Origin of the sequence: Wenyingzhuangia sp. 2_MG-2023, from assembly GCF_030548295.1 — a bacterium.
Lineage (GTDB): Bacteria > Bacteroidota > Bacteroidia > Flavobacteriales > Flavobacteriaceae > Wenyingzhuangia.
Map to the genome: position 1 here is coordinate 31,684 of NZ_JAUOSB010000017.1, position 23,146 is coordinate 54,829.

Consider the following 23,146-nt stretch of genomic DNA (forward strand, 5'->3'; position numbering starts at 1 on the left):
GATTGTTTATAATTGACATTGTACAATTAGAATTGGTGAACTGAAATATGATGATACATCCATCTCTGTAATTTGTTAACGAATGGTTAGTCTGGTAAATCTTGCAACAAAACGCCATTACTGTCCAACAGATTTTTAAAAGACGTTGCTGTTAGACTTTCAGTCGTTTCTACCCTAAGTACGCAATCTATATCTTCCAAATCTACAGACCAATCCAAAATACCTTCTAAATTGTTCAAAAGAGGTTCTACTCTTTTTACATGTGCTTGTGATTTGATATCAGATTTAAATATCAACAATTCCATATTTTCTAAAATTATTCGGTTGCTTATTCTCTGTTAAGTGTTTCTTTTTGCTCTGTTTGTTTTGCTACAAATTCTTGAAAATGAGCATCTCCTTCTTCTTTCCAAAACTGATCGTAGTATTTCCATTTAGAAAATTCTGTTTTTGAATTATTTTTACAATCCCAATCGTGTTTTTTGGATCTTTTTTTGGAACCTCCACCTCCACCACACATGCCTCCTAACAAGCATTTAGACAAAGCGAACAGTCCCACTGCTTGCCAATAAGACAACATAGGCAAACCAAAAATAGTTGGCATTAGCCAGTTCCACAACCACATAATTACAAAGCCAAATAAGATCATCAATCCTACAACAGCTATTATTCCTAAAATTACCATTCCCACAATTTGCACAGGAGATTTTCCTCTAAACTTGTGCTTTAAAGATTTTTTCATCATCAACCTTATTTTAAATTATTAATTTCTATTTCTACCTTTTTACTCAAAATCCCGATGGCTCTATGCCTTCTAGACATCAATGTTCCTTGAGAAATTCCTGTTTGTTTGGAAATTTCTTTGTATGAGTATCCTTCAATATCTACTGCTATAATGATGTCTTTGTATGCTGGCTTTAGTTCATCAATACATTTTTTTAGCAGTGTTATTTCTTCTGCTAGAAAACCTGAATCTTCTGTATTGACCAAACTCTCAGACAATTTTACCCAACCTTCATCATGCACAATATTTGTAGGGGCTTGAACACGCATAACGTCTATAATTTTATTTTTGATAGAACGATACACAAAACCTGCAACATTATTTATAGGAGCATACCTATCAGCACCTGAAAACAAACTCAAAGCAACGTCCTGAAGAATATCTTCAGCATCTCTGCTAGCAGTATCCCTAATTTTACTACTTATATAAGCCCGAAGTGACTGGTATTCTTTACCAAAAAACTCCTGTAGCTTTTTATTATTTTCTGATTCTGATTTCATTCTGAGACCTTTTTCAAGAGGCTTTGTTATAAAAGACGTAGATTTTAAAATCTATTGCATTTTTTTGAAAAAATTGTTAAAAATATTTCTTCTGATTTTTTAAATATTTTAATTCTTACAAACAGTTTCATTTATTAATTTTTATATTTTAGTGACAAACCTTGAAACAATACTGACATGATAACAAATTATAAATAAGCAAGATAAACAAAGTACTAATTGGGGTTGTATTCATAATTATTATTGGAGTATATTTTTTAGCATTTCCCAAAATAGCAAATACTATATTATCTTCGGAACCTAGAAAACCTAAACTTGAGATTGCAGAAATAAGTAATATTAGATAGTAATCTTACCAAGAGTCTGTAAAAAAACACAAATAAAAAGAAGCTTGAAATGAATTTATATACCGATTGTAAATCTTGTAAAAAAGAAGTCCGAATAAAATCATATGCAGTAACCAGACCTGATTTACAAATGGAAAAAGGAGATGATTTTAACATCAATTGCAAAAATTGTGGAACATTTGAAAAAAAACACGTTAACGATATCAAAGCAAAACCAAACAACTTTGTTATTCTTATTGGAATTGTAATTGGTATAGTAGTAACCTTTTTTTTATGGACTATCTTTGGAGCTATCGGTACCATAGGTGCTGTAATTCCTATTCTGTTTTGGCAACAAGAGATGAAAGCAACTAAATCTTTTAATTCCTACACAATTAAAAGAAAATAGATATTGACTAAAAAACAAGATGTAAAAAAATACACATAAAAAAAACTCGAAATAGTAATTTACTATTTCGAGTTTTTTTGAATTTTCAGCACCTTAAGCACCTAAATTTATTTCCTTATTTGGCTACATTCACAGCTCTTGTCTCACGGATTACCGTAATTTTTACTTGACCTGGATACGTCATTTCTGTTTGAATTTTTTGAGAGATGTTGAATGACAAATCTACTGCTGCTTCATCAGAAACTTTTTCGCTTTCTACCAAAACTCTTAATTCACGTCCTGCTTGAATTGCATATGCTTTTTGAACTCCTTTAAAACCAAAAGCCAAATCTTCTAAATCTTTCAAACGTTGAATATATGAATCCAATACTTGACGTCTTGCTCCTGGTCTTGCCCCAGAAATAGCATCACAAACTTGCACAATAGGTGCAATCATTGTTTTCATTTCTATTTCGTCGTGGTGTGCTCCAATAGCATTACACACATCTGGTTTTTCTCCATATTTCTCAGCCCACTGCATTCCTAAAATAGCGTGAGGCAATTCGCTTTCTGTATCTGGTACTTTTCCAATATCATGTAACAAACCAGCTCTCTTAGCCGTTTTCACATTCAATCCTAATTCTGCAGCCATCAATCCACACAAATTGGCAACTTCTCTAGAGTGTTGTAACAAGTTTTGTCCGTAAGAAGAACGGAACTTCATACGTCCAATTGTTTTGATCAATTCTGGATGCAATCCATGAATTCCCAAATCTATAACTGTACGCTTACCAACCTCAATAATTTCTTGATTGATTTGTTTCTCTGTCTTTTCTACAACTTCTTCAATTCTTGCTGGGTGAATACGACCATCTGTTACTAATTTGTGTAAAGACAAACGAGCAATTTCTCTACGAACAGGATCAAAACAAGATAAAATAATAGCTTCTGGAGTATCATCTACAATAATTTCAACTCCTGTAGCAGCCTCAATCGCTCTAATATTTCTTCCTTCACGACCAATGATACGACCTTTTACATCGTCAGATTCAATATTAAACACAGACACACAGTTTTCTATAGATTGCTCTACTCCTACTCTTTGAATGGTGTTTAAAATAACCTTTCTAGCATCTTGTTCTGCTGTCAATTTAGCTTCTTCTAATGTATCACGAATATACCCCATGGCATCCGTTTTAGCTTCTGCTTTTAAAGAATCTATCAACTGAACCTTTGCATCATCCGCAGACAAACCAGAAATAGACTCTAACATGTCTACCTGTTTTTTGTGCATTTTGTCAAGTTCAGACTGTTTCTTTTCTAAAATTTCTAAACGATAGGTATAATCTGCTTCTTTTTCTTCCAAAGATTTTGACAACTTTCGTTCTTTTTCAATCTCTTTGTTCAACTGAGTCTCTTTATCTTTGACTCTTTTTTCAGCATCCGATATTTTTTTATCTCTTGCCAAAATCACTTTCTCGTGTTCTGCTTTTAGCTCAATAAATTTCTCTTTTGCTTGTAATATTTTGTCCTTTTTTAAGGCTTCTGCAGTAAGTTTAGCTTCTTTTATGATAGAGTTAGACTCTTTTTCAACGTCTTTCAATATTTTTGAAGCTTTGAACTTCTCCAATATTTTAGCCAAAATATAGCCTAATAAAATTGCTCCTGCAGCAATCAGTATAATTGTAGTGTTATTCATTAGTATTGATAAAATTTGATATATAAAAAAACCTACTAAGGTTAGTTTTATAAACTCCAAAAAAAACATTTTTTAGGACTAACAGTGTGATCAAGTATCTGTTCTAAGACAGCTCGCTTTAGCACACTAGACTTATCCTTTTTAAAGATATAGTGTTGAGTTTATCAAACGAAAACCAAAGTAGGCAGTGTTTTTATTTCTATGTAAAGAACTTCTAAGTATCTAAATACGACTCTAATTTAGCATTTAATTTTGATATTTTAGTCATCATTGCTTCATTTTCTTCCTGTTTGATTACTTTATTTACTTCTATAAAAGAAGCAAATTGCAACGCACACATCGCCAACACATCTTGTTTATCGTTTACTGCATAATTACTTTCGTAATCTGAAATCAACTTATTGATGTTATTTGCAGCTGCTCTTACCCCTTGTTCTTCTTCTGTAGATTTTACAGAAACAGGGTAATTTCTCCCTCCAATAACAACATTAATTTTATATGTATCAGCCATAAAGAACCTATGTATTTAATTCTTTAATACAATGATCTATTTCTGCAATTAAAAAATCAATTTTAGCCCTCGTATCTCTCTTATATCCTTCACTGCCTTCTAATGTTTTAGCAATTTTTAACGTTTGGAGCTGTTCATGATAAAAAGAAATTTCATCTTTTTGCGATTTGTTTTCTTGTTGTAACAAGAAATTTCTATTCGCCAAAATATCATTCTCCTTTTGTAAAAACTCATAACGTTCAAGAAGCTTTTCAATATTAGCCTCTAAACTGGCTATCATTTTTTGTTCACTTCCCATAATTACCATCGCTAAAACAATACTTACAAAAATAGCATTGTTATTTTTAAATGCAATTTTTTGAGCCTCTAATTATTAAATTCATTATTAAGTTTGTTTATCAGACTTTTATAGGTTCGTTTTTAAGATATTGTATATTTTTGTAAGCCTATTAAATTCTATTTTCTTGAAAAAATCAATCATTTTCTTACTTTTCATCAATATTTGCTCCTCTTTTGCGCAAAAAAACTATCCTCAAAATCAATTTAGAAATCCTTTGGACATTCCTATTGTTCTTGCAGGGACATTTGGAGAATTAAGAACCAATCATTTTCATTCAGGAATTGACATCAAAACAAATGGAGTTTCGGGTAAAAAAGTATATGCAGCCCATCAGGGTTATGTTTCTAGAATTAAAATTTCTTTGTGGGGTTATGGAAAAGCAATTTATGTAACCCACCCTAATGGTTACACCACCGTATATGCGCATTTGAAAAAATTTAGTGATAAGATTGAAAATTATATCAAAGCAAAACAATACCAAAAAAAATCGTTTGAAATTCAACTCTTTCCAGGAAAGGGAGAACTGCCAATTGAAACAGATGAAATAATAGCCTATTCTGGAAACACAGGAGGCTCTACAGCTCCACATTTGCATTTTGAAATTAGAGATACTAAAACAGAAAAAATCATCAACCCTCTACTTTTTGGTTACGATGTAAAAGACAACATACATCCAACGGTTTTAGGTTTGAGAATAAGCCCTTTGGGTAAAAAATCAGCCATCAATAATTTGCCTGTAGCACAAGAAATTCCTTTGACAAAAATCAATGCTAAAACCTACGTATCTAAAACCATAAAAGCTACAGGGAAAATTGGAATTTCCATAAGAACACATGATTTACTCAACTACGCACCTAATAAAAATGGAGTTTACAGCATTGAAACTTATGTGAACGATACACTAAAATACCATCATGATTTAGAAACATTTTCTTTTGATGAAAGCAAATACATCAATTTGTTGATTGATTATGCTTACTATGCTACAAAGTCTAGAAAATTTCAGAAAACATATGTTGAACCTTTTAACAAATTGTCTATTTATAAAAACACTGTTAAGAAAGGGTATCTCAACATTTCAGATCAAAAACAATACACTGTACTCATCAAAATAAGCGACTTTGCCAAAAATGTGACAACAGTAAAAATTCCAATCCAAAGAGACTCTATCATCACTCCTGTTTTAAAAGAAGCAACTAAAACACCTTATTACATTCCCACAAATCAGTATTGTGTGTTTAAAAACAAAAACGTGGAATTACGATTTCCAAAAGCTACTTTTTACGAAAACATGTATTTAGATTTTAATGTAGAAGACGATCATATTCACGTTCACAAACCAACACTTCCTTTGTCTAAAAACTATACCATTGCCTATTTTATGGACAGTATTAGTCCTAAACAACAAAAACATGCTTATTTAGCTCTTAAATATAGAAACAATTACAATTATGTTTCCAGCGATAAGAAAGGCAATAAGCTGTATGCAAACACAAAAAGTCTGGGTGATTTTACTGTAAAATATGATAGTATAGCACCAAAAATTGAACATTTAAGTTTTTATAAAAATCAAAATTTAGCAAACCATAAAAGTATTAGTGTTGTAATTAAGGATTTGCAAACCGACATCAAAAGCTATTATGCAACCATAGACAATGAATGGATTTTGATGGAGTACGAACCTAAAAAAAATCTCCTTACTTTTGACTTAAATGACCTGAAAACCCAAAATAAAAAACATATATTTCAGCTAAAGATTGAAGACCTTCTAGGGAATACAAATTCTTTAACGATTGATTTTACAAAATAAACCTTTCTATTGAAAACACTTATCTATCTCTTTAGCTTTTTACACTGCCTGATTGTTTTTTCTCAAAAAACATACTTAAAAGGTAAGGTTACCAATAAGGACAAAGAACCTATTGTAGGTGTGAGCATTAGCTACTTAGAAAAAGGGACTGTTACCAATAAAGACGGAAATTATCTTTTGGAAATTCCTGAAAATGAAAAAATTCTTGTAAAATTCTCTTATTTAGGCTACGGATCTGTGATCAAATCTATCAAAGGACGAAAAAACAAAACCATCAACTATTCTCCAATTTTGCAAGTACAAACAGAAGAGATAGAAACAGTTACGCTTAAAAGTTATCAAGCTGCACAAGAAGGTTTGGTAAAAATGAAAGCAGAAAAATACAAACGAATTCCGGGTGCCAATGCAGGAATAGAAAACCTGTTAATGACACAACCTGGAGTAAACAACAGCAACGAATTGAGCACACAATACAGCGTGCGTGGTGGTAATTTTGATGAAAACTTGGTTTATGTAAATGGAATTGAAATTTACAGACCTTTTCTGATTCGTTCTGGACAACAAGAAGGGTTGAGCTTTTTAAACACAGACATGACGGAAAATATCAATTTTTCTGCTGGGGGATTTGAAGCCAAGTATGGAGATAGGCTTTCTTCCGTTTTAAACATTCACTACAAAAAACCTACTCAAGAGCAAACAACTTTTAACGCTAGTTTGTTGGGAGCAAGTTTAACGTATGAAAATCTTTTTCTCAACAAAAAATTATCTACATTGATTGGAGCCCGTTATCGAAACAATCAACTGTTGGTAAACTCTAAAGACACACAAACCAATTTCAAACCGATATTTGCAGACATTCAATCTTATCTTTCATATCAAATCAATACCAAAAGTAGTTTAGATTTTTTAGGAAATATTTCTGTCAACAACTATAATTTCACACCTATTTCTAGAGTCACCAAATTTGGAGGATTGGTACAACCTAGAGAGTTGACTGTTTTTTATGAAGGGAACGAACAAGATGATTTTAAAACTTATTTTGGAGCTTTGAGCTACAAATACAAAATCAATCCAAAAACTTCTTTAGACCTTACCACTTCTATGTTCAACACACAAGAACAAGAATATTACGATATTTTTGGAGCGTATAGCATTGCTGAAATAGATCCTGTAAGTGGAGAAGATTTGTATGTTTCTGGTGTAGGAAGTGAATTGAATCACGCAAGAAATGATTTGGATATTCTCATTCAAAATATAAAAATTTCTGTACAACACCGGGTTAATAAACATCATTTTGATATAGGAGCCAAATTTCAAAAAGAAAATATTCGAGACCGAATCAACCAATGGACAACGGTTGATGACAATGGTATTACATTAAGAGCCCCTGATGATAATGTAGAAAACAACCAACCCGAAACTCCATTTGTAGCAGCCATCACCCCCTTTTACAGTGTTAAAAGTCAGAACGATGCCGATATTTATCGATTTTCTGGATATTTTCAATGGAACAAAAAATGGCACGTAGGAAATCATATCCTTTGGCACCATGTGGGGGTAAGGACTCAAACCTGGTGGTTAAAAAATAATTTCAATTCTTTCAAATCAGAAACCAAACAAGTCATTAGTCCTAGGTTTAGACTTTCTCTAAAACCAGATTGGGAAGATACAGACATGGTGTTCCGTTTGGCTGCTGGTTATTACCACCAACCACCATCTTACAAGGAACTGAGAAATCCGCAAGGGAATTTGGTTTACAACCTAGATGCACAAGAAGCTATTCACTATGTTTTTTCTAACGAATACAGTTTTGAACTATGGAAACGTCCTTTTAAAATGACTTCGGAAATCTATTTCAAACAACTAAACAACGTAAACGCTTATAGTTTAGACAATGTTAGAATTCGTTACGACGCCAACAACCAAACACAAGCCTACGCTACAGGATTGGATTTAAGAATGAGCGGTGAATTTGTTCCAGGAAAAGAAAGCTGGATCAGTTTGGGGTTTCTAAAAACTGAAGAAAACACCAACAACAGAGGCTACATAGCCAGACCTACCGATCAACGTTTTAAATTTGCGATGTTGTTTCAAGACTATGTACCTAGTAACCCAAATTTTAAAGTCTATTTAAACTTGGTACTAAACGCTCCACTACCAGGAGGTTCTCCAATCAATGCAAGTGCAGATTCAAATGCTGCTGTTGATCGATACGATTTTCAAACACGTTTAAGACCTTACCGAAGAGCAGATTTAGGAGCTTCATATATTGTTGTTGATAAAAGTAAACAATACACTTCTGGATTTTTTAGCCTTTTTAAAGAATTGGATTTAGGTGTAGAGCTTTTCAATATTTTTGACATACAAAATACCACAACCAATACTTGGATTTACGATGTAGACAGCAAACGTTACAACAGTGTACCCAATATTTTAACAGGGAGAATTTTAAACTTTAAACTAGGAATGGTCTTTTAATAGCAACTGTACTTCGCTACTTTTTATCAACCATTTATCTTTCTAAAAAACGAATTGTTTTGCCTTTCTTGTTTCTTAAAACACTAGTCTCCTATTCTATATTATTTTTCCTAAAAAAATAATCTTCAAAAAAGTGACAGAGAGTAAACCTCTAGCAATTACACGTTTTAAAAAAAATAAATGTTTCATGTAAGACATTTGTTACAGGCTAAAAATCATTTGTTTTTAACTAGCTCAGTCTAAATTAAGACATTTACTCTAGTTAAATAACATATCAATTCATGAAACATTTCTATTACATTTTAGCTTTACTTTTCTTTTCCATAAGTTGTACAAATGCTACAACAAACAAAAAAAACAAACCAAACGTAATATTGGTAATGACAGACGATCAAGGTTACGGAGATGTTGGTGCTTTGGGAAATCAAATCATCAAAACACCTAATATTGACTCTTTTTACAAAGAAAGCGTTCATTTAACAGATTTTCATGTTGGACCTACTTGTGCTCCAACACGTTCTGCTTTAATGACTGGAAGGTACGCTAATAGCGTTGGTGTGTGGCATACCGTTGGAGGTTGGTCTTTATTAAGGGAAAGAGAAAAAACTTTGGCAGATATGTTTAGTGAGAACGGTTACAAAACTGGAGGATTTGGAAAATGGCACTTGGGTGACAACCATTCTTTTAGACCCGAAAACAGAGGTTTTCAAGAAACCGTAATGCACGGTGGTGGTGGTGTACAACAAACACCTGACTATTGGGGAAACACATATTTTAACGATACTTACTTCAAAAATGGAAAGCCTCAAAAATACGAAGGTTATTGTACTGACATCTTTTTTGGAGAAGCTCTAAATTTTATAAAAGAGCACAAAGATGAGCCGTTTTTTTGCTACTTAGCTCCCAATGCTCCTCATGGTCCTTACAACGTACCTCCTGAATACTACAATATGTACAAAGACGTTAGCAAAGACAAACTAACGGACAAACAAAAAAGATTTTACGGAATGATTACCAATATTGATGATAATTTTGGAAAATTAAGAAAAACTTTAGAAGACTTAAAAATTGCAGACAACACCATTTTGATTTTTATGACCGACAATGGTACTGCTGCTGGAGTTGCTTACAAAAACGGAAAAGTATTAGGAAATACTGCCGGAATGAAAGGCCACAAAGGAAGTCATTACGAAGGTGGACATAGAGTTCCTTTCTTTATTCACTGGAAAAACGGAAAGTTATCCAAAGCAAAAGACATTCAACAATTGACTGCTCAAATAGATATCATGCCTACTTTGGCTGAACTGTGTCAAATCAATTTACCCAAAAACCACATGCCTTTAGATGGTAAAAGTATTGTGCCTTTCTTAAAAGATACATCTAAAAAAGATGATAGAATGGTGGTTACGGATTCTCAACGTATTCAGCATCCTGAAAAGTGGAGAGGTTCTGCTGTTATGCAAAACACATGGAGATTGATCAACGGAAAGGAATTATACAACATAGAAAATGACAAAGGTCAAAAAAATGACATAGCAAGTAGTCATCCAGAAAAAGTAGCTGAAATGCGTGTTTTTTATGAAAAATGGTGGACAAAAGTATCTGCTGATTTTGACAAAGAAGTATACATTAAAGTTGGAATTCCACAAGAAAATCCCGTAACATTAACGGCACATGATGTTCATGCACCTAATGGAAATCAACCATGGAACCAAGTATACATCCGAAAAGGAAGCAAAGGTTATGGTTATTGGACTTTGGATATTACCGAAAATGCTAAATACAAAGTTTCTTTAAGAAGATATCCTATAGAATCTGGTTTAAAAATCAACACAACAACTCCTGCTATTACAAAACAAGAAGTTCCTGGCTTGGAAGAAAACATTCCAGCAGGTGTCAACTTACACTACCAAAAAGCAATCATTCAATTTGGAGACAATTCCGCAGTAGAGACTCGTATTGAAAACAATGCAATGTCTGCTGATTTCACCCTTAACTTGGCAAAAGGAAAAACAAATCTAACAGCTAAATTTATAGATGATAAAGGAGAAGAAAATGTAGCATACTACGTTTACATTCAAAAACTTAATTAGAGATTTTATCGCCTTTTGTTATTCCCCATTAAGAACTAAGGTGATTTTTTAAAACAATAGATTATGACAACAACCTACACCAAACTTGTGAAAAAAAGCATTCTTTTTCTTGCTACGCTTGCCCTTTTTTCATGCAATTCTTCTATAGAAAAAAACACTTCTATAGCCGATTTAGATTTTAACAAAAACTGGTTGTTCATAAAAGACACTTTAAACGGTGAGAAAATAGACTTAGACGAAAGTCAATGGAGAAAACTAGACCTACCTCATGATTGGGCGATAGAAGGTCCTTTTAGCAATACAAACAATGCTCGAACCGGAGGTTTGCCTGTTACAGGAGAAGCTTGGTATAGAAAACATTTTACGATTGATAAAAAACATCAAAATAAAGTTATTTCTATTGAATTTGATGGAGCCATGAACAATGCAAAAGTCTGGTTAAATGGAGATTATATTGGTGAAAGACCTTACGGATATATTGGTTTTGAATTCAATTTAAGCCATTATATAAATTTTGGAAAAGACAATGTTATAGCTGTACAATTGTCTCCAAAAGACTTGTCTGCAAGATGGTATCCTGGAGCTGGAATTTATAGAAATGTTCGTTTAAAAATCAACGATGGCATACACATTCCACAATGGGGGACTTATGTTACCACTCCAAAAATCAACAAAGAAAAAGCTAAAATCAACATAGAGACTAAAATCATTAATAGCTACAACACCACTTCTTCTGTTGTATTAAAAACAAACATCATTGCTCCAAATGGAAACATTGTTCATCAACAAGAACAAGATGTCACTATTAACAAAAAAACGGTTTCTAAAGTAAACGTGACTGCTGAAATTGAAAATCCATCATTATGGGATTTAAAAACACCACAAATGTACACTGCTGAAAGTACACTTATTGTGGACGGAAATATTACTGATGTTTACGAGACTTCTTTTGGTATTAGAACTATTAAAGTAGATAAAGAAACTGGTTTTACCCTAAACGGAAAACATATCAAATTTCAAGGAGTTTGTATGCATCATGATCAAGGTCCTTTAGGAGCCGCTATTAATTTTAGAGCCAAGCAAAGACAATTAGAAATTATGAAATCTATGGGAGTTAATGCCCTTAGAACAAGTCACAACCCTCCTTCTCCAGAAATTTTAAAAGTTTGTGATGAATTAGGAATTGTAGTTATTGTAGAAGCTTTTGACGAATGGAAATTAGGTAAAGTAGAAAATGGATATCACTTATATTTTGACAAATGGCACGAAAAAGATTTACGTGACATGATCAAAAGAGATCGTAATCACCCTTCTGTAATTATGTGGAGTATTGGAAATGAAATTTTAGAACAATCTAGAAAAGATGGGTGGAAAATTACCAAAGAACTAAATGATATTTGCCACGATGAAGATCCTACAAGACCCACAACTATTGGTTTTAATTACTTCCCTGCCCCTTTTAAAAACAAATTAGCTAATTATGTTGATGTAGTGGGAATGAATTACTGGCCAGAAGAATACGGTAATATTTTAAGAGACCATCCTGATATGATTGTGTATGGATCAGAAACATCATCATTAACAAGTAGTAGAGGTGTTTATCATTTACCTATCGATTATCATCAACAACACCATACCAATCATGTGTCTAGCTACGATGTTATTGTAGGGCCACCTTGGGCTTATGCTCCTGATGTTGAATTTGATGCTTTAGCAAAAGAACCTCGTGCCTTAGGTGAATTTATCTGGACAGGTTTTGATTATTTAGGAGAGCCTACTCCTTATGGAGGTAGAGACAATTCTACCAATGGATATTGGAATGACGATTGGCCATCACGCTCATCATATTTTGCTCCTGTTGATTTGTGTGGTTTTCCAAAAGACAGGTATTATTTATACCAAAGTCAATGGACTACAGAACCAATGGTACACGTATTACCACATTGGAATTGGAAAGGACAAGAAGGTGAAAACATTCCTGTAATTGCTTATACCAATTGTGATGAAGTAGAATTGTTTGTAAATGGTAAATCTTTTGGTAAAAAAATTAAAGGAAAAGATGTAACAGAAATTCCGTCGGAATATCATGGGTTTAAAAAAGGAATGTATAAATCTAAATATAGATTAAGTTGGAATGTTCCTTACCAACCAGGAAACATTAAAGTAGTTGCTTATAAAAACGGTAAAGAAGCTGCTAGCAAACAACTATTTACAGCTGGTAAACCTGCTAAAATTGGATTAATTGCAGATAGAAGTCAAATCAAAGCCAACGGAGTAGACTTGTCTTATGTTACGGTAAGAGTAGAAGATAAAGATGGAAATTTATGTCCTAATGCAAACAACACAATCAATTTTAGTGTAGAAGGAGCAGCTACATTGGCAGCTGTTGGAAATGGAGATCAAACTTCTTTGGCTTCTTTTCAGGCTAATCAAAGAAAAGCATTTAATGGATTGTGCTTGGCGGTGTTAAAATCAACTGAAAAATCAGGTAAAATTACACTAACAGCTACCTCTAAAGAATTAGAATCAGCCACAATAACGATTAGTACAAAATAAAAAACATGTCTATTAAAAAAACATTATTTATACTCTCTTTTTTAGCCATTGCTAATTTTAGTACAGCACAAGAAAAATACAGCCCCAACTGGGAAAGTTTAAAAAAACACAAAGCTGTACCCGATTGGTTTGCTGATGCTAAACTAGGAATTTACTTTCATTGGGGAGTTTATTCCGTTCCTGCACACGGAGGAGAGTGGTACGGACGTTGGATGTATACACCTGACAGAATTGGTTGGGGAAGCACCATTTACAAACAACACAAAAAGGATTATGGAGAAAATTTTGAGTATCACGATTTTATTCCAATGTGGAAAGCTCCAAAATTTGATGCCAAAGAATGGGTCGATCTATTCCAAGGAATGGGAGCTAAATTTATTGGTTCTATTGCAGAACACCACGATGGATTTTCTTTATGGGACAGTAAGGTAAACCAATGGAACTCTGTAAACATGGGACCCGGTGTAAACGTGGTAAAGGCCATTGCAGAGGAAACAAAAAAAAGAGATTTAAAGTTTATGGCTACTTTTCATCATGGTTTCCACAACTTGTTTTTCGCAAAACAAGAAGGTTCCGTGTTACGTCCTGCTAGTAGACATTTGTTGAGTTATGAAAGTGTAGAAACACCACAAGAAGAACGTTTAAAAAAACTATATGGAAATTTATCTTACGAAGCCGAAAACAACATTTGGTTAGCTAAATTAAATGAAGTAGTAGATGAGTTTTTACCCGATTATATTTGGATGGATTTTGGACAGCGTTATATTGATGAAGCTCACAGAAAACAATTCTTAGCTCACTATTTTAACAAGGCACAACAAAACAACAAAGAAGTCGTGGTAAATACCAAAGGAGACTTCTTCCCTACCGAGCTATCCGTAGTAAATGTAGAAAGAGCTACCATGGAAGATATTACTCCAGAAGTTTGGATTACCGATTTTATTCTAGGAAGCGCATGGTGTTATGACAAAACCAAACGTACAGCTATAGACCCTAAAAAAGCCATTAGAATGTTAGCTGAAGTAGTTAGTAAAAATGGAGTTATGTTATTGTCTGCGGGTCCTATGGCTGATGGAACCATGCCTATAGAACAAGTACAAGCCATGGAAAAAATTGGAGCTTGGATGAAACTTTATGGTGAAGCTATTTATAACACTCGCCCATTTATTAAATTTGGAGAAGGACCTACCGTTTTAAAAAGAGATGAAAGTGATGCCTGGAATGCTTACGGAGCCATTAAAAAAGGATTAGGAAATTTAAACAGTAAAGACATTAGATATACAACCAAAGGAAAAACTGTATATGCTTTACAATTAGGTTGGGATGCTAAAGATGGAGAACGTACTTTATCTGTTTTTACTAAAAAAAACCAAGTAAAGGTAAAATCTGTAACAGTTTTAGGAAGTACCGAAAAAATAAAATGGAAACAAAACTCTAAGGGGTTAACAGTCCATCAACCTAACAAAAAACCACTAGAAGCTGATGCTGCTTTGGTTTATAAAATAACATTAAAATAAATTTATAATCACAAAATGAGAAATACATTCAAAGCAATTGCTGTATGTTGTAGTCTATTTTTTATAGCTGCCAAAGCACAAGAACAACCTAATATTGTTTTTGTTCTTACAGATGATCAATCTTACAACTTATTAGGTTGTACAGGAAATGAAATTGTAGAAACTCCTAACATAGACAAACTTGCCAAAGAAGGAGTTCTATTTACCAACGCACACGTATCTAGTGCTATTTGCACACCTAGTAGAGTTTCTATCTTACTAGGTCAATACGAACGTAAACACGGTGTAAATTTTAACTCTGGTACATCTGTATCAGACAAAGCCTGGGAAAAATCATACCCAATGGTAATGCGTAAAGCAGGGTACTATACAGGTTGGATAGGTAAAAATCACGCTCCCATAGGTGAAGGAGGTTATGAAAGTGGTCTTATGGAAAAAAGTTTTGACTATTGGTATGCAGGTCACGGACATTTAGGATTTTATCCAAAAGCAAGGCACAAAATTTTTAACGATGCTATTGCCAATACACAACCAGAAGTAATTAATGAGGGGGTTGATGAATTTTTAGATCCTAATGCTCGTAAATTAAAAGGAGCTATTAAGTTTTTAGAATCAAGACCTTTAGACAAGCCTTTTATGTTGTCTATCAACTTTAACTTACCACATAGTGCTAGTACAAGTACTATGAAATTAAAACCTACAGATGATGCTTTGTACAGAACCAAATACAGAGACATAGACATTCCGTTACCAGATAATTTTATTGCTAAAAAAGACATTAAAACTCCTAAATTACCAGCAGATTTATTAAGAGCTGAAGATAGACAAGCCGGATACAATTACTCTGATACTCCAGAAGGCTTTAAAGAAAGATACATTCGTCAGTTAGAGGCTATGACTGGGATTGACAGATTGGTTGGTAATTTAAGACAAAAATTAAAAGACTTAAAAATCAATAAAAAAACCATCATCATCTTTACTTCTGATCATGGATTATTTATGGGAGAACAAGGTTTAGGTGGTAAAGCATTGTGTTATGAAAAAACAACTCATGTACCTATTATAGTCTTAGATCCTAATGCGAAAAGAAAAACTAGAGGAATAAAAAGTGATGCCTTAGTACAAACTATAGACATTGCTCCTACTATGTTAGCGTTGGCTGGAATTGATATTCCTAAAGAAATGCAAGGAAAAGATATTTCTAACCTAATTAAAGGAGGAAACAAAGAAGTAAGAGACTATACCTACACAGAAAATTTATGGTCTACTCATTTTGGAAATCCTAAATGTGAAGCAGTGCAAGATAAAGAGTGGAAGTACATTCGTTATTACAAAAATACCAACAGATCTGCAACACAAGAAATTAAAACAGCTAAAGCTATGGGAATTCCTGTAAACAAAATGTTATATGCTGTTCACGATCCAGATATTGCTTACTACAGACATTTAGTAGAGTCTTCTTTACAAGGGGAACAACCTGTTTATGAAGAATTATACAATCTCAAAAAAGACCCTAATGAATTGCATAATTTAATCAATAATAGAGAACATAGTGCTGTTCTTACAAGATTAAAAGCAGCTTGGAAAACAGAAATAAAAAACGCAAGAGGAACAGAAAAACCAGCTGTGTTTAGATATACAAATGATAGTCATCCTGATGGAGGGCATTAAGAACAGTTATTTTAAAGACTTTCAACATCATTACCCCTATATTAACACATATGTATTCTTTTATGTCTATATATATTGATAATGTAATGAAAGTGTTTTTATATTTTTGATAACATCAAATATTTATTAAAGCTATGTTTATAAAACAAATTCTATTCATCTCTTTAAGTTTAGCTTTGGCTAGCTGTGGTGGTAAAGACAACAAAAAGAAAGAACAAAAAGAGAAACCAAATATTGTTTTCATTTTTACAGATGATCAAACCTACACTTCTATTCACGCATTAGGGAATAATGAAATTATTACCCCTAACATGGATAAACTAGTACATAATGGAACCACACTAACCCATACCTACAACATGGGTTCTTGGAGTGGAGCTGTTTGTTTAGCTTCTAGAGCCATGATGAATACAGGTAGATCTGTTTGGAATGCAGAAAAATTCACTCACAAAATTAATAAAGAAGACAATCCAAATAAAACTTGGTCTAAGTTATTACAATCTGGAGGATATGAAACTTACATGACAGGTAAATGGCACGTACATGTAAATGCAGAAAAAGTATTTAACCATACGGCACATGTAAGAGGTGGAATGCCTAAAGACAATTGGGATCACTTTAAAATGGTGACTAAATTTGACTCTATTTCAAAAATAAAAGGAGCCAACCCTGATGATATTATGCCTATTGGATATAATAGACCTCAAAATGAAAATGACCATTCTTGGGATCCTACCGATCCTAAATTTGGAGGATTCTGGCAAGGAGGTAAACACTGGAGTGATGTTGTAAAAGATGATGCACTTTCTTTTATAGACCAAGCAAAATCATCAGAAAAACCATTCTTTATGTACTTGGCTTTTAACGCACCTCATGATCCTAGACAAGCTCCACAAGAATATCAAGATTTATACGATGTGAATAAAATTTCTGTTCCAAAAAGTTACCTTCCTGAATACCCTTTTAGAAAATCTATTGGTAACGGAAATAATTTAAGAGACGAAGCTTTAGCTCCATTCCCAAGAACAGAATATGCTATTAAAACACATACAAAAGAATACTACGCTAGTATTACATATGCAGATAAGCAAATAGGGTTGATTTTAGATGCTTTAAAAAAGTCTGGAAAAATGGACAATACTTACATTATTTTTACTGCAGATCATGGTTTGGCTATGGGGAGACATGGTTTGTTAGGAAAACAAAACTTATTTGATCATAGTATGAGACCTCCAATGGTTATTGTTGGACCAGAAATTCCAAAAAACAAAAAAGTAGATACAGATGTTTATTTACAAGATGCTATGGCTACTGCTTTAGACATTGCTGGAGTAGAAAAACCAACTTATATAGACTTTAATAGCTTCTTAAACATAGCTAAAGGAAAAGAAACCAAAAGCTACTACCCTGCCATATATGGTGCTTATTTAGATGTACAACGTGCCATTAGAAAAAATGGATATAAATTATTGGTGTATCCAGAAATAAAAAAAGTGTTGTTGTTTGATTTAAATAATGATCCTGAAGAAATGCACGATATTGCAACAAAACCCGAACAAAAAGAAAGGGTACAAAAATTATTCAAAGATTTATTACAATTGCAAAAAGACATGAACGATCCTTTGGATATATCTGCTATATATCAGCAACTATAATTTAGCTCATATTTAGTTTTAAAAATCCCTAAGTGCATTACTTAGGGATTTTTTATTATGTATACACTGTTCCAATCAAAATAACATTACAAAAACATTATTTTGGTTTGTTATTTGCACCAATATTATAAGCACGATATTGTGTCTATACAATTGTGATGAGAATTTGATAGCCGTAGTCGCTAATTTTATTCTTCAAAGAAATCTCATCTTAAAAACAAATCACTTTATGAAAGTATTAATCATAGGAGCTAACGGAAACATTGGAACTATACTTGCTAAGAAATTAAAAAAATCGAATCACCAGCCTGTTGCTATGCTAAGAAAAACATCTCAACAACCAACTTTTCACAACAAAGGCATCAAGACTGTTATAGCAGATTTAGAAGAAAATTTTGAACACGCTTACCAAGGTATAGATGCTGTTGTTTTTACAGCAGGTAGTGGTGGAAACACAAGTGATGAAAAAACGCATTTGATAGATAGACAAGGAGCCAAAAAAGCGATTGATTTAGCCATTAAAAATAAAGTCAATCGTTTTGTAATGGTAAGTTCTATGGGATCCGGAAAAACACAAGATCAATGGCCTAAAGAATTAGTTCCTTATTTACAAGCCAAAACAGATGCTGATGAACATTTACTACAAAGTGGTTTAAATTATACCATTTTAATGCCTGGAACGCTAACCAATAATTTGGGAACCAATAATATTACTATAGATACTCAATTAAACGGGGCTACTATCCCTCGTACCGATGTAGCTACCGTAATAGAGAAAGTTTTGGATCACCCCAATGCTTATGAAAAAAGTTTTGAATTTGTGGGTGGAACAACTCCTGTTGACACAGCTATTGAGTCACTTTCTTAATCCCTACTGATATCCCCGTATAAATACGGAGAAAACAACCACATTACGGTTGTTTTTATCAAAACTTTCAACATTTGAAGTACAATAAAAAACAACCGTAACAAGCTTTAATTTAAATATCAACTATATTCGTCTGCAGAAATTCATCCTACAGATATAATGAAAAAAATTTTAGTTCTTATTTGTGCTGTATTAAGTTTACACACCGCTCAAGCACAACAAAATGATTGGGAAAACCCACATGTAAATCAAATTAACAAATTACCTGCTCGTAGTACGTTTTCTGTGTACGACAATGAACAACAAGCTTTACAAGGAAATAGAGAAACTTCTTCTCTGTTTACTTCTTTAAACGGAGATTGGAAATTTAATTGGGTAGCTAAATCTGCTGATGAAATTAAAAACTTTGAAAAAACAGATTTTAGCACCAAAAACTGGAAAACTATTGATGTACCCTCTAACTGGGAAATGAGAGGCTACGGAACTCCAATTTACACCAACTCTACGTATCCTTTTTTTAGTGATTACCCTCACATCAATCATAATGACAACCCTGTTGGGCATTATGTAAAAAACATCAATTTTAATCCTTCTTGGGCAGATAAAGACATCATTCTACATTTTGGAGGAGTATCTTCTGCATTTTATGTATGGGTAAATGGTGAATTTGTTGGATACAGTGAAGACACTCGTTTACCTTCTGAATTTGACATTACAAAACACCTTAAAAAAGGGAACAACAAAATTGCTGTAAAAGTATACCGTTGGGCAGATGGTAGCTATTTAGAAGCACAAGACCATTGGAGAATGAGCGGAATTGAACGTGAAGTATACATACAAGCAGTTCCTAAAGTTCGTTTGTCAGATTTTACCATTCGTACTGATTTTGATGAAAATTATGAAAATGCTCTGTTACAAGTTAGACCTAAGTTTGTCATTAACAAAGCAGATAAATATATTGAAAAAGTAGGTCACTTTGGAAATGCTCCTTTAAAAACTAATTACGACAACTGGACATTAACGACCACGTTGGTAGATACTGATGGAAATACAGTAGATACACAAAATATGAAATTAGGAAAGTACTTTGGAGAATTTTATCCACAAAGAGACAATGTTTATTTTGGAATGATAGAGTCTGAAATTAAACAACCTAAACAATGGTCTTCAGACAATCCTTACTTATATACTTTATTATTTACCGTAAAAGATGAAAAAGGAAATACAACACAATTTTCTAGCACTAAAGTTGGTTTTAGAGAAGTAGAAATAGATACTAAAGGAAGATTTTTAGTCAACGGAAATTCTGTAAAAATGATTGGAGTTAACAGACACGATCATAGCATGACTAACGGAAAAGCAGTGTCTAGAGCCGATATGGAAGCTGATGTTAAACTGTTAAAGCAATTTAATTTTAATGCTGTTAGAACATCTCACTACCCTAACGACCCTTATTTTTATGAATTATGTGATCGTTACGGAATTTATGTAATGGATGAAGCAAATTTAGAATCTCACGGAGTTAGAGGGCAGTTGTCTAACGAAGCTGAATGGGGAAGTGCTTATTTAGAAAGAGCCATTAGAATGGTACAAAGAGATAAAAATCACCCATCTGTAGTAATGTGGTCTTTGGGTAACGAATCTGGAATGGGACCTAACCATGCTGGAATGGCAGGTTGGATTAAAGAATTTGATCCTACTCGTTACATTCATTACGAAGGTGCACAAGGACAACCTGCACACCCAGACTACAAAAAGAAATATTTTAATATTGGAAAAGGAAACCCTACAGATCCTAAATGGGTAGACATGATTAGTAGAATGTATCCTAACCCAGCAGCTTTACAGAGTTTAATAGATGATACTGCTCCTATTGATAATAGACCCGTAATTATGTGTGAATATGCACACGCAATGGGAAATTCTGTAGGAAACATGCAAGAATACTGGGATGTTATTTACAAAAACGACAGAGCTATTGGAGGTTATATTTGGGATTGGATTGATCAGGGAATTTTAACCAAAACTAAAAACGGAACGGAGTATTTAGCTTATGGTGGAGATTTTGGAGACATTCCTAATGATGGTACTTTTTGTGTAAACGGAATTATTGCTGCTGATAGAACTCCAAAACCAGAGATTTATGAATGTAAAAAAGTAAATCAGCCTGTTGTTATTACTGCTGTAAATGCGTTAAAAGGTGAATTTAAAATTTTAAATCGTCATCATGCAGTAAGTTTATCTAAGTATAATTTAACTTGGGAATTGTTGAAAAACGGAAAAATCATCAAAACAGGTACTTTAGAAAGTTTAACCACTGCTCCTACTCAATCAGAGAATATCCACATCAACTTTAAAAAGCCAAAAGCAAAGGCTGTTGATGAATTTTTCATCAACATTAAAGGTCATTTAAAAGAAGATACACTTTGGGAACAAAAAGGATATACTGTTTTTATGGAACAATTTAAATTGGACTACACTGCTAAAACGGTAAAAAACATTAAAGTACCTTCAAAAGAACTAAACGTTTCTCAAGATAATCATCAGATTAAAATTACCGCTAAAAACAATACTGTTATTGTTAATAAAACAACAGGATTGATTAAAAATTATACAGCAAATGGAACTTCTTTATTAGCATCGCCATTAGCCTTAAACTTTTGGAGAGCGCAAACAGAAAATGATCAAGCTTACAGACGTGCTAAAAAACAACAAAATGAGTTGGATTGGATGCAAGCAGGACAACGTATGATAGTTCAAAACACCATTGTAAACAGTACCAAAGGGAAAGTAATAGTAGAAGTTAACGGAACCATTGCCAATCCTAAAACCGATGTGAATTTAACTTATACCATCCTAGCTAACGGATATGTGAAGGTAGATTACAAAGTAGTGATTGATAAAAATGCTCCTAACGTACCAAGAATAGGAATGTCTTTTGATATTGCTAAAAAATATGAACAAGTGGCATATTATGGTAAAGGACCTCAAGCTAATTATGCAGACAGAAATACAGGTGCCTTTGTAGGTTTGTACAAAACCAATGCTAACAACATGAACTACGAATACATTTATCCGGAAGAAAACGGAAACCGTATGGATACTCGTTGGTTTACATTAAGTAACAAAGCCAATAAAGGAATTTTAGTAACAGGTGCGCAGCCTATCAACTTTAGTGTATCTCCTTACAGCTTAGAAAACTTAGAAAGGGCAAAACATACCTACGAGCTAAAACAACGAGACGTATTTACTGTAAATGTAGATTTAAAACAAATGGGTGTAGGTGGAGACAATACTTGGTCTGCTATTGCCGAACCACACAAAGAGTATTTAATTACACCTGGAACTTATGAGTATAGTTTTTATATTACACCATTGACAGGTAAAAAAGTAAATGCAAAAGAAATCAAGTTTTAATATTTAAATCATTTTATTTTAAAAAGTCTCACTAACTTCTTTTGTTAGTGAGCTTTTTTAAAATAAAAGTATCTAATTAAATTTCCCCACATTCTTTCAAGAATTTCTTCTTTATACAATTTAAACTCTAATCTAAGTCGAAATAACTACTTATCTTATACCTAAACACTTAACATAATAAAACAAACATTGATAGTTTATACATAAGTGCTATTATACAATCTAACAATAATACATCCCTAAAAGTCTAAGTCAAGTACTATACTCATAATAAGATGTAGTCTCCATTTTAATAAATTTCACCCTCAAAATGTTGAAATAAATAACAAGCACAAATCTTATCCAACACAACTCATCCAGCAGTTTGTACTGAACCTAGTCGAAGTAAATTCGGGATGGATTTCAGTAAAGGCATTTTATATACCGCTAATGATTTCTATAAAAGTTGAGAGGTAATATTGGATCAAGCCCAAAAGTTGTGTGTGAATTAGGATAGCATTAATTTAGGAGTTTTTAAACTGACTTATATTGGAATT

The 23,146-nt window shown here is 33.1% G+C and carries 16 protein-coding genes and 1 other RNA gene; 10 read left to right on the top strand and 7 right to left on the bottom strand.

Annotated elements, in window-relative coordinates:
* Window positions 1-86: 86 nt before the first annotated feature.
* The 3 genes from Q4548_RS13890 to Q4548_RS13900 are packed head-to-tail and all read right to left on the bottom strand — an operon-like array spanning window position 87 to window position 1,281.
* Window positions 87-305: a hypothetical protein gene (locus tag Q4548_RS13890; RefSeq protein ID WP_303456000.1), complete on the bottom strand. Its 219-nt coding sequence runs from the start codon at window positions 303-305 to the stop codon at window positions 87-89.
* Between the two features lie 23 nt (window positions 306-328).
* Complete coding sequence (locus Q4548_RS13895; protein WP_303456001.1) at window positions 329-742, bottom strand: hypothetical protein; 414 nt, start codon at window positions 740-742, stop codon at window positions 329-331.
* A gap of 5 nt (window positions 743-747) precedes the next feature.
* The gene (locus tag Q4548_RS13900; protein ID WP_303456002.1) at window positions 748-1,281 is read right to left on the bottom strand and encodes an RNA polymerase sigma factor; all 534 of its coding nucleotides are present in this window, start codon (window positions 1,279-1,281) and stop codon (window positions 748-750) included.
* 396 nt (window positions 1,282-1,677) lie between these two features.
* Here Q4548_RS13900 and Q4548_RS13905 point away from each other — a divergent pair, with 396 nt between their 5' ends.
* Window positions 1,678-2,016: a hypothetical protein gene (locus Q4548_RS13905; RefSeq protein ID WP_303456003.1), complete on the top strand. Its 339-nt coding sequence runs from the start codon at window positions 1,678-1,680 to the stop codon at window positions 2,014-2,016.
* 115 nt (window positions 2,017-2,131) lie between these two features.
* Here the strand turns inward: Q4548_RS13905 and rny are convergent, their stop codons facing one another.
* The 4 genes from rny to Q4548_RS13925 form a co-directional block, all read right to left on the bottom strand.
* Window positions 2,132-3,694 (bottom strand): ribonuclease Y, encoded by a 1,563-nt coding sequence (rny, locus tag Q4548_RS13910; RefSeq protein ID WP_303456004.1) that lies wholly within the window; start codon window positions 3,692-3,694, stop codon window positions 2,132-2,134.
* A 51-nt stretch (window positions 3,695-3,745) separates the two neighbouring features.
* Window positions 3,746-3,855: non-coding RNA, 6S RNA (gene ssrS / locus Q4548_RS13915), on the bottom strand.
* A gap of 53 nt (window positions 3,856-3,908) precedes the next feature.
* Window positions 3,909-4,205, bottom strand: coding sequence for a cell division protein ZapA (locus Q4548_RS13920; RefSeq protein ID WP_303456005.1), 297 nt, complete (start codon window positions 4,203-4,205; stop codon window positions 3,909-3,911).
* Window positions 4,206-4,212: 7 nt separating this feature from the next.
* Window positions 4,213-4,503 (bottom strand): hypothetical protein, encoded by a 291-nt coding sequence (locus Q4548_RS13925; RefSeq protein ID WP_303456006.1) that lies wholly within the window; start codon window positions 4,501-4,503, stop codon window positions 4,213-4,215.
* Window positions 4,504-4,669: 166 nt separating this feature from the next.
* On the opposite strand from Q4548_RS13925, the gene Q4548_RS13930 reads away from it, so the two are divergent.
* The 9 genes from Q4548_RS13930 to Q4548_RS13970 all read left to right on the top strand — a co-directional run bounded on the left by Q4548_RS13930 (window position 4,670) and on the right by Q4548_RS13970 (window position 22,610).
* Window positions 4,670-6,355, top strand: coding sequence for a M23 family metallopeptidase (locus tag Q4548_RS13930; RefSeq protein ID WP_303456007.1), 1,686 nt, complete (start codon window positions 4,670-4,672; stop codon window positions 6,353-6,355).
* A 9-nt stretch (window positions 6,356-6,364) separates the two neighbouring features.
* Entirely contained in the window at window positions 6,365-8,833 is a 2,469-nt protein-coding gene (locus Q4548_RS13935) for a TonB-dependent receptor (protein ID WP_303456008.1), read from the top strand.
* A 281-nt stretch (window positions 8,834-9,114) separates the two neighbouring features.
* Window positions 9,115-10,926 carry an arylsulfatase gene (locus Q4548_RS13940; protein WP_303456010.1) on the top strand — a complete coding sequence of 604 codons (1,812 nt, stop codon included), beginning with the start codon at window positions 9,115-9,117 and terminating at the stop codon, window positions 10,924-10,926.
* A gap of 63 nt (window positions 10,927-10,989) precedes the next feature.
* Window positions 10,990-13,482 (top strand): beta-galactosidase GalB, encoded by a 2,493-nt coding sequence (gene galB, locus Q4548_RS13945; protein ID WP_303456012.1) that lies wholly within the window; start codon window positions 10,990-10,992, stop codon window positions 13,480-13,482.
* A gap of 5 nt (window positions 13,483-13,487) precedes the next feature.
* Entirely contained in the window at window positions 13,488-14,999 is a 1,512-nt protein-coding gene (locus tag Q4548_RS13950; protein ID WP_303456013.1) for an alpha-L-fucosidase, read from the top strand.
* 15 nt (window positions 15,000-15,014) lie between these two features.
* On the top strand, window positions 15,015-16,670 hold the full coding sequence (locus tag Q4548_RS13955) for a sulfatase-like hydrolase/transferase (protein WP_303456014.1): 1,656 nt from the start codon (window positions 15,015-15,017) through the stop codon (window positions 16,668-16,670).
* A 134-nt stretch (window positions 16,671-16,804) separates the two neighbouring features.
* Window positions 16,805-18,325, top strand: a complete 1,521-nt coding sequence (locus Q4548_RS13960) for a sulfatase-like hydrolase/transferase (protein WP_303456015.1) — start codon at window positions 16,805-16,807, stop codon at window positions 18,323-18,325.
* Window positions 18,326-18,554: 229 nt separating this feature from the next.
* Window positions 18,555-19,193: an SDR family oxidoreductase gene (locus tag Q4548_RS13965; RefSeq protein WP_303456016.1), complete on the top strand. Its 639-nt coding sequence runs from the start codon at window positions 18,555-18,557 to the stop codon at window positions 19,191-19,193.
* Window positions 19,194-19,352: 159 nt separating this feature from the next.
* On the top strand, window positions 19,353-22,610 hold the full coding sequence (locus tag Q4548_RS13970) for a glycoside hydrolase family 2 TIM barrel-domain containing protein (RefSeq protein WP_303456018.1): 3,258 nt from the start codon (window positions 19,353-19,355) through the stop codon (window positions 22,608-22,610).
* Window positions 22,611-23,146 lie beyond the last annotated feature (536 nt).